The sequence below is a fragment of the Mucilaginibacter panaciglaebae genome (genome assembly GCF_039539265.1).
Taxonomy (GTDB): Bacteria; Bacteroidota; Bacteroidia; order Sphingobacteriales; family Sphingobacteriaceae; genus Mucilaginibacter; species Mucilaginibacter panaciglaebae.
The window spans coordinates 270,961-284,546 of record NZ_BAABCV010000005.1 but is presented as its reverse complement, the minus strand read 5'-3'; the positions used below and the strand labels follow the sequence as shown (position 1 = coordinate 284,546).

The window sequence follows — 13,586 nt, the reverse complement described above, 5'->3', positions numbered from 1 at the left end:
ACATCTTAAATTTTCAAGTATGACGAGTTTTTCAAACAGCAGCCAGGTAAAGATCCTTATAGTCGAAGATGACCAATTCATGCAGGCCATACTACAGAAATTTTTAAGTACAACCTATGAGATCATTATAAAACCCACCGGTATGGATGCCTTATCTTTTATGCAGAGCGGTAACCTGCCAGACTTGATCATATCTGACCTTAATACTCCGAAACTAAGTGGCCTTGACCTCATTGAGCAGGTTAAACTGAGCGATTTTTTTAATTCGATCCCTATTATTATTCTTTCTGGCGAAGACAGCTCAGAAAAACGCGTAAAATGCCTCGATGCCGGAGCTGATGATTATATTGTAAAACCATTTAATCCAGCCGAGTTGCAATCCAGAATCAGAGTTGTTTTAAGACGCAGTGGCAAGTTTTTAGCTAATTTATGAACGATATTTCCCAGGAAGATAATTCGCCAACAATAGCATTGGTGGGGTTTGATCATGACCTTACGGCGGCATTTGCCGGCTATAATTTCGGGCACCGGCACCTAGTCCATTTTGAAAACGGGATGAAGATGGCCTCGGCCTGGGTAAATGACAACTTGTCCATTGTAGCTATTATATCAAATAGCGAAATTATGGGCTCTGCCGGATTGACATTAGTTGAAACCGTAAAAAAGAAGGGGCTTCCTTCGGTGCCTTTTTTTCTTATCGTAAATCACCTGAATGCTAATTTGCGTAAACTAGCGCTGGAAGGGGGCGTTACCGATGTTTTTACATTGCCGCTTAGATCGTCTGCCCGTATTGAAAGGCGTGTGGCTTTTTTGATTGACAATTGGACGCAGCTGAAAAACAATATTGAAACAAGCAATCCCTCTATACGCAAGATCGAGTTGGGTAAACGCATCTTCGATCTGATTTTTGCAGGCGGGGCCTTACTGGTACTGTCGCCTTTGTTCTTAATCGTTTATATATTAATCAGGCTTGAGTCAAAAGGTCCGGCTTTTTATTATTCATTGCGCGTGGGAACCGGATATCGCGTATTCAAGTTTTACAAATTCAGGTCGATGTATGTTAATGCCGACCAACGCATAAAAGATCTGAAGCACCTTAACCAATACGATATTGACGCGACTGCCGACGGAGCTGAAAGACCTATTGTAGAAGGCGGTTTATGCCACCAGTGCCAGGCGTATGGCAAATGCCAGTATCCTATTTTTTCAGACAACGTTCAACTGTGCGAAAAAGAATTCAGATATACCAAAAAAGCCAGTTCTGGCTCTGCTTTCTTTAAGATCAAGAACGATCCGCGCATAACCCGGGTAGGGGCCTTTATCCGCAACACCAGTATAGATGAACTGCCGCAGCTTTGGAATGTTATCATCGGCGATATGAGCATTGTAGGTAACAGGCCGCTGCCACTCTATGAGGCAGAGAAATTGACTACCGATAAATACATACTAAGGTTTGCCGCCCCCGCGGGAATAACAGGCTTATGGCAGGTAGAAAAGCGCGGCAAAGGTGATATGAGTGAAGAAGAGCGTTTAATGCTGGACAATGTCTATGCACAAACTTATAGCCTTAAAAACGACCTCAAGCTGATATTAAAAACTATTCCGGCATTATTTCAAAAAGAAAACGTGTAATCTGGTTTAATATTTATACGCTACGTGAATCCGATCTCTATCATTACGGTCAATTTTGAACAGCCTGCAGTAACCGAAGCGCTGTTAGCGTCTATATTTTCGACCACAGCTCTGCCAGATATTGAAATTATTGTTGTTGATAACGGCAGCAAGCATAATCCTGTACCGGAGTGGAAAATTAAATATCCCGGCGTGCTGTTTATCCGGTCGGATGATAACCTGGGATTCGCAGGTGGCAATAACCTGGGCATTGCACAAGCCAAAGGCGAATATCTTTTCTTCGTAAATAATGATACCGAATTTACGGCTGGTTTGGTAGAAACCCTTGCTAAAGCGCTTGACGAAAATGAAAATACAGGCATAGTGTCGCCCAAGATCCGATACTTCGACAAGCCGGATACGCTACAATATATGGGCTATACCCCTATGAATTATTTCACGGCACGTACAGCGTGTATCGGCCAATTTGAAATAGACAAAGGTCAGTACGATAACCTAACCGGCGAAACTGGTTACGCGCATGGCGCTGCCATGATGGTTAGAAAACAATGCATTGAAAAGGCCGGCCTTATGGCCGAAAACTTTTTTTTATACTATGAAGAACTGGATTGGTGCGACCGCATCAAAAAAGCCAGCTATCAGATATGGTTGATAACCAATGCGCTTATTTACCATAAAGAGTCAGTTTCTGTAGGTAAAAACAGTCCCTTAAAAGAATATTTTATGAATCGCAACCGTGTTCTTTTTATCAGACGTAATGCGCCATTGGCTGCCAGGATATTTTTTTATATTTATTATGTGCTGATTGTTACACCACGCAACATTTTAAATTATTTAAGGACCGGGCAAAGCGACTACACCAAATGGCTCTTAAAAGCCATCTGGTGGAATGCCACCGAAAAAACGGACAGCAAGAACCTGGGTTATCCCCTAAAAACATTATGATAGCTACGTTTTGGATAAGCCTGTTCATCATTTTCTACGCCTTTGTAGGGTATGGCCTGTTGCTTTTCGTGCTTGTCAAAATAAAACGATTTATCTCAGGCAAGCCTATTTTACCACCATCGATAAATCTGCCAAGCTGCACATTGATTGTTGCCGCATATAATGAAGAGGCTTTCATTGAACAAAAGATACAGAATACACTGGAACTCATCTATCCTGATGACAGGCTAAAATTTATTTTCGTTACAGACGGATCTACAGACCAGACGGCATCTATAGTATCAAATTATCCGCAGATAATACACTTGCATAACGACTTACGCATGGGTAAAATGGCAGCAGTTCATAGAGCCAAAGGTATAGTTGATACCGATGTTATTGTTTTTACCGATGCCAACACCTGTTTAAATGCCGAGGCGATGGTAAACATATGCCGCCATTATGCAAACCCAAAAGTGGGCGCTGTGGCTGGTGAAAAGAGGGTTACTACAACCCAAGCAGCAGATGCCACCGCCGGAGAGGGTTTTTACTGGAAATACGAATCGAAATTAAAAACCTGGGACTCAGAACTATACTCTGTGGTTGGTGCCGCGGGCGAATTATTTTCTGTACGTACAGAATTATACCAGCCGGTATCCTCAAATGCCATCATAGACGACTTCATGATCTCGATGCGGATAGCCGAAAAGGGCTACAAAATTGTGTATGAACCAGAAGCCTATGCCTCAGAGACCGCGTCTGAGGATGTGAAGGAAGAGCTAAAACGGAAAATAAGAATAGCGGCGGGCGGCCTTCAATCTATTATTTGGCTTAAAAGCCTGCTGCTGCCATTTAAATTGCCCTTGTTGTCGTTCCAATATATCAGTCATCGCGTGCTACGGTGGACAGTAGTACCGTTCTTGATGATCCTGGTCTTGATATTAAACATATTAATTGTTTGGCGAGGGAATACAGGAGTTATTTATCAGCTGATACTTTTGGGACAGATAGTTTTTTACGGCACCTCCATTTTAGGCTGGGTATTGATGGCTCGCCAAATAAAGATCAAAATATTTTTTATACCTTACTATTTTAGTATGATGAACTATGCTGTAGTACGGGGCATTTTCCGTTACCTTACCGGCAATCAAAGTGCGGTCTGGGAAAAAGCCAAAAGAAAAGTAGTTTAGAAAATACAATGGGGCTTAAAGAAAAAATAAACAGCAATCCTGCTTTAAAAAAATTGGTTCATTGGATGCTCATACCAACCGGTGAAGCCCGGCCTCGCTTATGGGTTAAGCTGCTGGTTAATCCATTTATACACAAGCATGGCGCAGGTAGTAGAATAGGCCGCACACGTATGGATGTTTTGCCATTTAATAAATTTGAGTTGGGCAGCAAATCAACCATCGAAGATTTTTGCACTATAAACAATGGTGTAGGCGACGTGTTAATAGGTAATAACAGCTTAATAGGTATGAGCAACGTAATTATCGGCCCCGTAAGCATCGGAAATAATGTAATTTTTGCTCAAAACATTGTCGCCAGCGGCTTGAATCATGACTATCGAGACATTAACACACCGATTAATCTGCAAAAGACTATCGTATCTCCAATTGTCGTTGAAGACGATTGCTGGATAGCCGCTAACGCTGTATTAACGGCGGGCGTCACAATTGGCAAGCATAGCGTTATTGCAGCGGGTGCAGTAGTGACTAAAGATGTATCTCCTTACTCTGTTGCAGCGGGCAATCCGGCAAAAGTTATTAAAAAATACGACTTTGCTCTAAACCAGTGGATAACGGCTAAAAACTGAATTAATTTGACGGATATTGAAAGCTAACGACGACAATAAAGATAAAATTGATCAGTTACGTACAGTAGCCGATAAACAGAGCGCTATTGAAGAAAAACTAGATGAACTGATAACGTTGTTGGCTGAAAATGATTTCGACAGCGAAACTGTCAAGCAATATCAGTCCAGGCTTAGCTCGGCTCTCCAACATAAAATGACCATCGCCGAAGATCTTAAAGCATTCGAAGTAATTGACAAAAAGACCGATGCATCAAGAGAGCAGTTACTTGACGAATTTAGCGTGTTGCTGGAGGCGCATACATTTAACAGCAAGGCGACGACCAAATATTTACAAACAGAGCGCAACAATAAATTTATATTAATGGCAATAGGCGTTATCATGATAACCCTGGGTTTCGCAATGATTATTATGCCTGCCCCGCCATATTTTGAAATGTTCACCATATTTTATTTTACTCCCGATGACGGCGTAACGCTGATGGACCTGATATCGCTCATTATTGTATTTGCCGGTATTTATGTTTTTGTGCGTTCATTATATAAGAAAAACCCCGGTGCACGGTAATCCTGTTAAATCAATTATCTATCTGTAAATAATATGATCAGCATATTTAAAGAAGACCAAAAAAATCTATTAGTGACCCTTGATCTGCATGAGGCCAGCCTGACCAACGCTGAGGTGTTTAAGTTGGAGCTATTGCAATTGTTTGAAACACATCACAAACATATTATATTGAACATGGACCAGGTTGAATATATCGACAGTTCTTTCGTGGGTGCGCTTGTAGCGTTGTTAAGGCAATTAATGACGGTTAAAAAAGACCTGATCCTGGTAGGTTTACGCAAAGAAATTGCAGACTTGTTTGCGTTGATAAGGTTAGACAAAGTTTTTAAGATCTACAGCAGTTTTGATGAAGCTGGGAGCTCGTTAAATTAGCGATATCTGTCTGTTTAAATTTATATTTACCAACCAAAATATAACACCGCATGAGGGAGCGATTTGCAGTACTGGACATTTTCAGAGGGATATTTTCAAGCCTCGTGGTACTGTTTCACTTAAGCGCCTTTTCCGCCACTCCTGTCATCAACAATGAATTTATTTATAATAGCGACTTGTTTGTCGACTTCTTCTTCGTATTAAGCGGGTTTGTTATCGCTTATAGCTATCAGCACCTAAAAACAGGCGCAGAGTTAAGGCACTTTTTTAAAAAGCGCTTTTTCAGGTTGTATCCGCTGCATTTTATCGTATTGATCTTATTTGTACTGATCGAGTTATCCAAACACAGCGCATCGGGCTATGTGCATGTAAATAAGGTGGAGAATGTAAGTAACAACCTCTACACGTTCTTTACTAATCTTTTTCTGCTTAATTCGGTAAAGTTCCCGGGGATTAATGATGTGAGCTGGAACATTGCCAGCTGGTCAATAAGTGCTGAAATGATTGCATATATTGTATTTGGTTTTACTATGCTGATTATTAACCGGTATAGTTTAACGCGGTTAAAAACAATCATCTATTTCATTATTGCTATACTTGCCGGCGTTGCCATGTACCTGTTTACCGGTAGCTTTAAACTTACGCGGGCATTTGACTATGGCTTTTTGAGGGGCATAGTTGGGTTTTCGCTTGGTGTAGTTTGCCTCAATGTCTTTGATACCTGTAAAAGCCATTTACGAAAGCTAAGCGACGGGCTATTCAGTTTCATGGAGATACTATTTGTTGCGATAACCATTTTACTCGTTTGTAATGGCAATTATTTTAAAAACTACGGCTTCATATTTGAGGTCATGTTCTTTATCACTATCCTGATCTTTGCTTTTGAGAAAGGCTGGGTATCTGCGCTGCTAAAAAAATCAGGCTTTTTACACGCTACCGGCAAATATTCTTACTCTATTTATATGATACATACGCTGATATTAAGCTTGTTCAACGTGGTCTTTGTGCGGGTATTAAAATTCCCACCATCGGCTTACGCGTATTTGTTTATTTTAAATTATGCGTTAATCTATCTTTTATCGTCCTGGACTTTCAAACACATCGAAATGCGGTTCAACTATTCGGATAATAAGCAGCCGGGTAAAAAAAACTGGTGGATCTGGTAAAGCCTTATGCCTGCACTTTGCCTCTATTTCGCATTGTTTTTAGCAATGCAAAACTTTCAACATATCCCACTTTGAAAATACTGCCAAAAGAAAATTGATTGTATTTGTTCAGGGCCCAGAAGCCTATAATGGTACCGGTTAAAATAGGCATAATAGTGGCGAAGGCAACACCATATACACTGTGCGTTAAATAAACGCCTGCAAAGTCAGACCCTATGTTTACCGCTAGCATAACCAGCACTTTATAAAAGTTAATTCTGGGTTGATGTATCACATCCAGCGTCAGGGCAAAGAACCTGTCGGGCGGAAAAAGAATGGCAAATGTTAAGAATAACCTGAATACATTAGCTGCTTCGGTGCCTGCATACTTACCGCCACCTATAACATATATGGGCAGGTCGGCCAGCGCACAGCCGATCAGTGCGGCTGGTATAAGCAGCACCGAGATCATTCCCGCGTATTTCTTCATAATAAAGATCACACCTTCGCGGTTATTCTGGTTGTATGCTGCTGCCAGTTCGGGCATAGCGGTGACTGCAAAGCTTCGTAAAGGTATCTCTACCAACTGCATCAGCGTTTGGCCCAGATTATAAATAGCCAGCGCAGGTTTACCCAGCATAAAATTGATAATAAACGTGTCAGAGGTGTTGAACATATTGGCACTTAGTGATGTACCCACACTATATTTGCCAAAATTGTATATCTCTTTTATAGTTGCAGTAGTACGGTTTCTCAGGTTGGTAATGCGCGTCCAGCCCTTTGCGAATGCAAAGACACTGGTAATAAGGTTAGAGAGCAGGTAAGCAAACAGCACATAAGGCAGGCTTATTTTGCTGCTTATAATGAGTAATAAAATAAAAACGATAAAACTGCCCTGGTTGCTTAGCCGGATGTATAATAACCTGTCAAATAACTGATCGCCCTGTATTACGCAGGTAGCCAAAAACCACGGCAGCGAAAAAGCATAATACACTCCTGACCATTTAAAGAACAATAATAATCCCTCGTCTTTTACATCGCCTAAAAAAAAGAATGAGCCCAGGCCGGCCAGCACCAACAAGCCCGTTACGCCCAACGCTAAAAACCAGGACGAGCCGGCAACCTCGGCAGTACGCTTTTCGCTGGCGCCTGAATAAAATTTAATGAATGCGGTAGTTAAGAACCCTGATCTAAAAGTATCAACCAATAGTAATATCGATTGGAAAAACACCCACGTACCTGCGTCTGTTTTGCTTAAAGACCGATATATCAGCGTCATGGTAACAAGGCCAAGGCCCGACATGATAATATTACCCGCTAAAGACAGAAAGTATTTGTTTCTGATCAGGCCATTAACTTTTTGCCACATTTTGCGTAAAAAAATTTCAATTAATATAAACAAATAATGCTTAAACCAATATCCAAATAGGCATATTTATACTAAAATATGGAACAGGGGAAAACTGCTTTTAACAACGTTACTTTATTAGTTACTCATTATAACCGTATTAAGTCATTAGAGCGCCTGTTAAACGCCTTTAAAGCGCTGGATGTTACCTTCGGTGATATTGTTGTATCTGACGACGGCAGCAAACCAGAGGTGGTTGAAGCGTTAAAACGGTTACAACAAACCATTAACTTTAAGCTGATAACAACGCAAAAAAATAGAGGTTTGGGTAATAATATCAACAAAGGGCAGGATGCTGTTAAAACCCCATATACGCTTTATGTGCAGGAGGACTTTGAACCCACTACAATCTTTGCAAAGCATTTTAAAGATGCCCTGCAATTTATGGACGAAGATAATGAGTTAGACATAGCCCGCTTTTACGCATATTTTAAATATCCTTATACCAAACCCTATGGCAAGGGCTTTTCTACAATGGAATTTAAGCCATACCCCTGGGCCAATAACCATCTTAAATTTTATGTTTACAGTGATCACCCGCACCTGCGGCGCAGCAACTTTTTTGATAAATTCGGGAGGTATCGGGAAGGCATAAAAGGCGACCTTACAGAATATAGCATGGCAATATCTTTTATCCAAAAAAAAGGGAAAGGCATTTTATTTGATGATTTCACAAAGCTGTTTTATCAGAAGAATTCGCCTGACGAGCCAAGCACTATGGGCCGCAGCAGCTGGCGCGAAAGCAAAAACATATTTGCGCTCGCGGCACGGGCAGCCTACCTGCAATTCAAACTGCTAAAGTGCACGGCCGATGTACTTTTTAAACGTTACTAAATGGAACAGTTTAAAACCATTACTTTATTAATTACCCATTATAATCGTAGCCAGTCGTTAGAGCGATTGTTAAAAAGCTTTACCGCACAAGAAATAGTTTTTGGTGATATCGTCGTATCAGACGACGGAAGCAAACCCGAGCACATCAGCCATTTAAGGGCTATAGAAAAACAATATAATTTTAGATTAATTACTGCAACAACAAATGCTGGCCTGGGTAATAATATTAATAAAGGGCAGGATGCTGTAAATACCCCTTATACGTTATATGTTCAGGAAGACTTTGACCCCAAACCGGGTTATAGTGAGCATTTAAAAGATGCACTTGATATTATGGACGAACGCCCTGATGTAGATATGGTGCGATTTTATGCCTATTTCAGATACCCGTATCTGAAACCTTTTAGAAACGGTTTCTCTGAAATGATTTTTAAGATCTGGTATCCCGGTTACCGCAAGTTCCATTGCTATAGCGACCACCCGCACCTGCGCAGAAGCATTTTTTTTAAAAGATTCGGGCGATACCGCGAAGGCTTAAAAGGCGACCGCACCGAGTTTTTAATGGCCATATCGTTTTTAAAACACAAAGGGAAAGCCCTGTTCTATGAAGATTTTAAAGGGCTTTTTGATCAGTTAAACTCGGCTGATGAACCTAGCACTATGACCCGTAGTGACTTCCGTCAAAGCACTAACCCATTGATAGTCTTGCTGCGTATGTTGTATCGTAATGTTAAACACAATTACGATTTACTTACGTTTAAGAAAAGTGAGAATGATTAAGTGTTGAGTTAATAGGAACCGGAGCTTTACGCCGGGGATAGCAGACACGAAGTATTAAATACCCGCCACATTTTGTATGGCTTTATAAATTTCCGTCACATTGTTCTCCCAGGTATGGCCTGCTGCAAAGTGGATGCGTGCACGCTGCTTTCCTTCCGAATTCTCGGACAAAGCCTTTGTAATTAGTTGCACATAATCATCTTTTGTTACGCCGAGGTAAGTATGTTGCTCAAACACGCTCATAGCATCGGTACGGGTGGCGACCACCGGTTTACCCATGGCCAGGTATTCATCAATCTTACGCGGATAATTACCAATAGTAACCTGATTTACCAACTGCGGATTCAGGCACACATCAAATGCATTTATATAAGCCGACAGGGTATCGGGCTGTTTCCCTCCTAAAAAATAAATATTGCTAATCTGATGCAGCTTGCTTGTTTTAAATTCCTCATCTTCTGGCCCTACTAACACAATGCTCCATTCAGGTTTTTGTTGAGCAATATATGCCAGCAGTTCGATATCGAGCCGGATGCTTTGCAAAGCACCCACATAACCGATAACCGGTTTTCGAATGTCCTCTATATCAGCAGGTATTGGTGTGTTCTGTTTATTGGTAAATATCTCCAGGTCGCAGCCCTGACCAACATAATAAGATTTTGGATTATATTGCCTGCAGTAGTTAGCTAAATAAGTAGAATTAGCCACACAGAGATCGCTTTTTTTAATGAGTTCGGGCTCCAGCGTTTTACCGTGTAATTTCCAGTAATCAACAAACAATAGATAATCCCTTGAATAATAAATGCTGACAGCCGGTTTTAGCAGTTCTTTTAAATAAAAGCATCTGAAGATATCATTGTCATTAAATAAGATGACATCTTTAAATCCTAATCGGTCTATCGCTTTTTTTATCGAGCGGGCAAATCGCTTATTATTAAATTTATTCAGCCAGTTAAATATTGCATCGCTCTTTATCCAGTTGATGGATTCAATCATCTCGTCGGGATAATAATTCCACATATTTTCTTTTATAGTTACCAGATTATCGGCAACTCCGGAAATCATATCTATTCGCTTTTTAACCTTCGGGTCGTTTTTATGGCGCAGTTTGGTAATGCGGTCAAGTGGTGAGTTAACGTATAGTACCCGGTTATGACGACTAAACTCTAAAGCTATGTTTTTGCAATTGCTGCCTATTTCAACATCCCAGGGCTGTTGGCCAACTACTATAATATCGCGGTCTTTAATGATGCCCATGGATGAATATTACGTTAGTTGTGACTTGCCGGTTACAGCAATTTGCTGCTTTTCGCGGTCAAGCCTTAATAACACCGAAATCAAAGCCATATCCATAGAAAAATAAATATTAGAGGGATACTGAACCAATGCCTCCTGTGGAAAATTAGCTATGTTGTAGGCAAAAATTATTAGCGTAAAGCCCAAACAATAGGTCTTAAGCTCAGGATCTTTTATCAGATAAAAGTTATTGATACCCGTTTTGAGTACCGTAAACATCAGCATGCAAAAAATAAACAAACCTATCCAGCCCAGCTCTACGGAAATACGGATATATCCGCTGTCAGGAGGGAAATTTGCGAGATATGAATTTGGTGCAAATCGTTGCCCCCAGGTACCCGTAGCGCCCAGTCCGCCGCCAACAGGATGCGATAGTATGTAAGGCTGTATGCGTTTTTGATTAGCCTTACGCAAGTTATAAGAGTCATCATCATTAGGCCTGAATGCCGTCTGGAAGCGTTTAAGGTTCGGATCTCCGGTTGGGACATTGATCAATATGACCAGAAATACTGCGGCAACCCCGGTAAATATCAACACCTTGCGATTATAGTTTAATATAGCAAACAAAAATAAAGCCGCAGGTACCAGGACATTGGCTCCGCGTGTACCGGAGTATAACATAGCAACCAGAAATGACATGGCCAAAAAGGCTAAAACTATCTTTTTCCATAAAGCCCGTTTACCCGCTATCATCGCTATACAAAAGATCGCAGACATAGACATGTTATAGGCAAACGTTACCGGATCTGAAAAGATGGAGAATTTACGCCAGTGTCCCGCTATAAACAAAAGCGAAGCTATGTTTGGATCAGAATGCAAATACGCTTCCTCGACTGCCGAAAAGCCAATATATTCTTGCTTGGCAGCATAAAACGCCGCAAAAAAGCTCATAGCCAGCCATATCTTTATAATCAGCCTGATAAATGCTACCGAACGTATGTTATATAAAAACACAAAATAACTTAGCATTACCACAGCTACCGAACGTATTGTATATATCCAGGCCGCACGGGCCTCAGTAAACGGATTGGCTATTTGAAGCACGTTATAAGCCAGCCATATCAGTATCATCGTACTTACCGGACCTTTCAGCTCGGCCCAGTTACGATCTTTCCGCTGTTTAATAACCAGCCCCAGCATCATTAAAAACTGCAGAACGTCCATAATAACGCCGATGGGCCCTGATACTCCCAAACGCATTAGCATAAACAGCATATAGGCCATTACCAACAATATAATGATACCAAATTGCGGATAAACAACAACACCATAAACTGTAGGCAACCCTACTACCATTATCAGAAAAAGCATCCCGAATACTACACCGAATTTGGCAATACCAACAGCTATAAATGCGGCTAATAATATCAGCAGGGTTATGCCTACCGGGTTATATAGTTTCTCCAACAAGAACTGCTTTTTAACATTCCACCAAAAGCCCTTGCCTTTTTTTGAAAGGTGCATGGTTTGTGTCGCTGGCAAGTTTGGGTCGTTCACTATAGAAACAATATTTTAATAATAAAAAAAAACACGCTGATAAATGCCACTACCAAAGCAACTATGCGGGTAACTTTTTGTATCCTGGCGTTCTTTTCCTCATCCAGTTCTTTCTTCTTAACTACCTCTTCGGCCGGATCTATTCTCATAGTTATCGTCCTGCTGTATAATGATGTTTAGTTGCTACCGACCGCTCATTTGCCTTGCGCGCCTTTAATAATGACAGTACCTGAAAAAACATGAACTTAGGGATATTAACCAGCGAACGGTAAATGCGCTTATCGGTATCTGAGCTTAACAAGGCAAAACCAAATCCTCCAATAAATAAAATAAAGCCTGTTACCCAAAATATTACTTCGCCGGGGCTCGCAAAAATGTCAACCAGCAAACATCCGGCCGACAAGAATAAAAAAATGAATAAAGGCGGCCTTAATAATACCAGGCCAAATAAAAACTGGTTCCAGCTAAAGTTGCTAATGCCTTTGGCAATCAGCGAAAAGCCCAGCGAAAAATACTTAAACCAGGTATTTATCCATCGCGAACGCTGGTTAACCAACTGGTCGGTATGGCTGGTCTTCTCGTCGTATACAATTGCTTTTTCTGCGAATGCTATTCGGGTATTACGGCCCACAATCTCTGCCTGCAATACCTTATCAAAGCCTGCGCCAACTACATCACGATGGCCCAGACAATCGATATAAAGCTGCTTAGTAAAAGCCATACCTGACCCGGCCAGTGTAGCCGATGAACCTGCTTTAAATAATAACTTACCATCGTAAAAATGATAATAGATATCGCGCGCTGCATCCAGGCAAGCATAGGTTGTGTCCAGGTTCTTGGCATCCCGCAGGCCTTGAACAGCTATATATCCCTGATCAAACAACTTGTTTAATTCATTAAGATACTCAGCATCAAGTATATTATCACTATCGATGATAGTAAGACGATCATGCGCACGCGCGAAGTTTTTGATAGCATAAAAATGCGAACGGGTATTGCCTGCCAGGGTTGTTTCAGGCTGCAGAACAATCACCCGGTCATCGGTAAAATTCAGCTCGGCGCTGCCACAATTATCAGCCACAATGTAAACCAGGTAGTTTTGGTAGTTGAGGCTGAGTATGGAGGTTATAACAGCCGGGATATGAGTTACCTGCTCATATGCAGTAACAATGATGGCATAATCTGCGCTTGTATTGGAGATTGGTATGTTTCTGCTACGCCCAAAAGCCGAGAATACATAAATTATCAAGGGCAGCACTAAATTATACCCGATGATCAGTTGAAATATGATCCATAAAATGGGAAGCACCGTCATGA

Annotated in this window: 15 protein-coding genes; 10 read left to right on the top strand and 5 right to left on the bottom strand. The window is 41.1% G+C overall.

Annotation, left to right across the window (positions count from 1 at the left end):
• The first annotated feature begins 19 nt into the window (after positions 1 to 19).
• From ABD772_RS09020 to ABD772_RS08985, 8 genes are read left to right on the top strand one after another with little or no spacing between them, the layout of a single operon-like run.
• The gene (locus ABD772_RS09020; RefSeq protein ID WP_345103060.1) at positions 20 to 433 is read left to right on the top strand and encodes a response regulator transcription factor; all 414 of its coding nucleotides are present in this window, start codon (positions 20 to 22) and stop codon (positions 431 to 433) included.
• On the top strand, positions 430 to 1,632 hold the full coding sequence (locus ABD772_RS09015) for a sugar transferase (RefSeq protein WP_345103058.1): 1,203 nt from the start codon (positions 430 to 432) through the stop codon (positions 1,630 to 1,632). Before ABD772_RS09020 ends, ABD772_RS09015 begins: the two co-directional genes overlap by 4 nt.
• 24 nt (positions 1,633 to 1,656) lie before the next feature.
• Positions 1,657 to 2,577, top strand: a complete 921-nt coding sequence (locus ABD772_RS09010) for a glycosyltransferase family 2 protein (protein WP_345103056.1) — start codon at positions 1,657 to 1,659, stop codon at positions 2,575 to 2,577.
• The gene (locus ABD772_RS09005; protein ID WP_345103054.1) at positions 2,574 to 3,746 is read left to right on the top strand and encodes a glycosyltransferase family 2 protein; all 1,173 of its coding nucleotides are present in this window, start codon (positions 2,574 to 2,576) and stop codon (positions 3,744 to 3,746) included. Before ABD772_RS09010 ends, ABD772_RS09005 begins: the two co-directional genes overlap by 4 nt.
• 8 nt (positions 3,747 to 3,754) lie before the next feature.
• Positions 3,755 to 4,372 (top strand): acyltransferase, encoded by a 618-nt coding sequence (locus ABD772_RS09000; RefSeq protein WP_345103052.1) that lies wholly within the window; start codon positions 3,755 to 3,757, stop codon positions 4,370 to 4,372.
• A 16-nt stretch (positions 4,373 to 4,388) separates the two neighbouring features.
• A complete protein-coding gene (locus ABD772_RS08995) occupies positions 4,389 to 4,937 on the top strand; it encodes a hypothetical protein (RefSeq protein WP_345103050.1) in 549 nt (182 codons plus the stop codon).
• 33 nt (positions 4,938 to 4,970) lie between these two features.
• Positions 4,971 to 5,309: an STAS domain-containing protein gene (locus ABD772_RS08990; protein ID WP_345103048.1), complete on the top strand. Its 339-nt coding sequence runs from the start codon at positions 4,971 to 4,973 to the stop codon at positions 5,307 to 5,309.
• A 50-nt stretch (positions 5,310 to 5,359) separates the two neighbouring features.
• Entirely contained in the window at positions 5,360 to 6,475 is a 1,116-nt protein-coding gene (locus tag ABD772_RS08985) for an acyltransferase family protein (RefSeq protein ID WP_345103046.1), read from the top strand.
• Positions 6,476 to 6,479: 4 nt separating this feature from the next.
• Here ABD772_RS08985 and ABD772_RS08980 read toward each other — a convergent pair whose 3' ends face one another.
• Positions 6,480 to 7,823 (bottom strand): oligosaccharide flippase family protein, encoded by a 1,344-nt coding sequence (locus ABD772_RS08980; RefSeq protein WP_345103044.1) that lies wholly within the window; start codon positions 7,821 to 7,823, stop codon positions 6,480 to 6,482.
• A gap of 78 nt (positions 7,824 to 7,901) precedes the next feature.
• Here ABD772_RS08980 and ABD772_RS08975 point away from each other — a divergent pair, with 78 nt between their 5' ends.
• Positions 7,902 to 8,696: a glycosyltransferase gene (locus ABD772_RS08975; protein ID WP_345103042.1), complete on the top strand. Its 795-nt coding sequence runs from the start codon at positions 7,902 to 7,904 to the stop codon at positions 8,694 to 8,696.
• Complete coding sequence (locus ABD772_RS08970) at positions 8,697 to 9,476, top strand: glycosyltransferase (protein ID WP_345103040.1); 780 nt, start codon at positions 8,697 to 8,699, stop codon at positions 9,474 to 9,476.
• A 54-nt stretch (positions 9,477 to 9,530) separates the two neighbouring features.
• Here the strand turns inward: ABD772_RS08970 and ABD772_RS08965 are convergent, their stop codons facing one another.
• Genes ABD772_RS08965 through ABD772_RS08950 form a run of 4 tightly spaced genes read right to left on the bottom strand, consistent with a single transcriptional unit; the run spans position 9,531 to position 13,584 of the window.
• Positions 9,531 to 10,733, bottom strand: a complete 1,203-nt coding sequence (locus ABD772_RS08965; protein WP_345103038.1) for a glycosyltransferase — start codon at positions 10,731 to 10,733, stop codon at positions 9,531 to 9,533.
• A 9-nt stretch (positions 10,734 to 10,742) separates the two neighbouring features.
• The gene (locus ABD772_RS08960) at positions 10,743 to 12,236 is read right to left on the bottom strand and encodes an O-antigen ligase family protein (RefSeq protein WP_345103036.1); all 1,494 of its coding nucleotides are present in this window, start codon (positions 12,234 to 12,236) and stop codon (positions 10,743 to 10,745) included.
• Positions 12,237 to 12,268: 32 nt separating this feature from the next.
• Positions 12,269 to 12,418: a hypothetical protein gene (locus tag ABD772_RS08955; protein ID WP_345103034.1), complete on the bottom strand. Its 150-nt coding sequence runs from the start codon at positions 12,416 to 12,418 to the stop codon at positions 12,269 to 12,271.
• 2 nt (positions 12,419 to 12,420) lie between these two features.
• Positions 12,421 to 13,584, bottom strand: coding sequence for a glycosyltransferase (locus ABD772_RS08950; RefSeq protein WP_345103032.1), 1,164 nt, complete (start codon positions 13,582 to 13,584; stop codon positions 12,421 to 12,423).
• Positions 13,585 to 13,586: the final 2 nt, after the last annotated feature.

Bases quoted from the DNA above. Each gene is read 5' to 3' on its own strand.
- ABD772_RS09020 (WP_345103060.1), top strand. From the start codon at position 20: ATGACGAGTTTTTCAAACAGCAGCCAGGTAAAGATCCTTATAGTCGAA.
- ABD772_RS09015 (WP_345103058.1), top strand. From the start codon at position 430: ATGAACGATATTTCCCAGGAAGATAATTCGCCAACAATAGCATTGGTG.
- ABD772_RS09005 (WP_345103054.1), top strand. From the start codon at position 2,574: ATGATAGCTACGTTTTGGATAAGCCTGTTCATCATTTTCTACGCCTTT.
- ABD772_RS09000 (WP_345103052.1), top strand. From the start codon at position 3,755: ATGGGGCTTAAAGAAAAAATAAACAGCAATCCTGCTTTAAAAAAATTG.
- ABD772_RS08990 (WP_345103048.1), top strand. From the start codon at position 4,971: ATGATCAGCATATTTAAAGAAGACCAAAAAAATCTATTAGTGACCCTT.
- ABD772_RS08985 (WP_345103046.1), top strand. From the start codon at position 5,360: ATGAGGGAGCGATTTGCAGTACTGGACATTTTCAGAGGGATATTTTCA.
- ABD772_RS08980 (WP_345103044.1), bottom strand. From the start codon at position 7,823: ATGTGGCAAAAAGTTAATGGCCTGATCAGAAACAAATACTTTCTGTCT.
- ABD772_RS08975 (WP_345103042.1), top strand. From the start codon at position 7,902: ATGGAACAGGGGAAAACTGCTTTTAACAACGTTACTTTATTAGTTACT.
- ABD772_RS08970 (WP_345103040.1), top strand. From the start codon at position 8,697: ATGGAACAGTTTAAAACCATTACTTTATTAATTACCCATTATAATCGT.
- ABD772_RS08965 (WP_345103038.1), bottom strand. From the start codon at position 10,733: ATGGGCATCATTAAAGACCGCGATATTATAGTAGTTGGCCAACAGCCC.
- ABD772_RS08960 (WP_345103036.1), bottom strand. From the start codon at position 12,236: ATGCACCTTTCAAAAAAAGGCAAGGGCTTTTGGTGGAATGTTAAAAAG.
- ABD772_RS08955 (WP_345103034.1), bottom strand. From the start codon at position 12,418: ATGAGAATAGATCCGGCCGAAGAGGTAGTTAAGAAGAAAGAACTGGAT.
- ABD772_RS08950 (WP_345103032.1), bottom strand. From the start codon at position 13,584: ATGACGGTGCTTCCCATTTTATGGATCATATTTCAACTGATCATCGGG.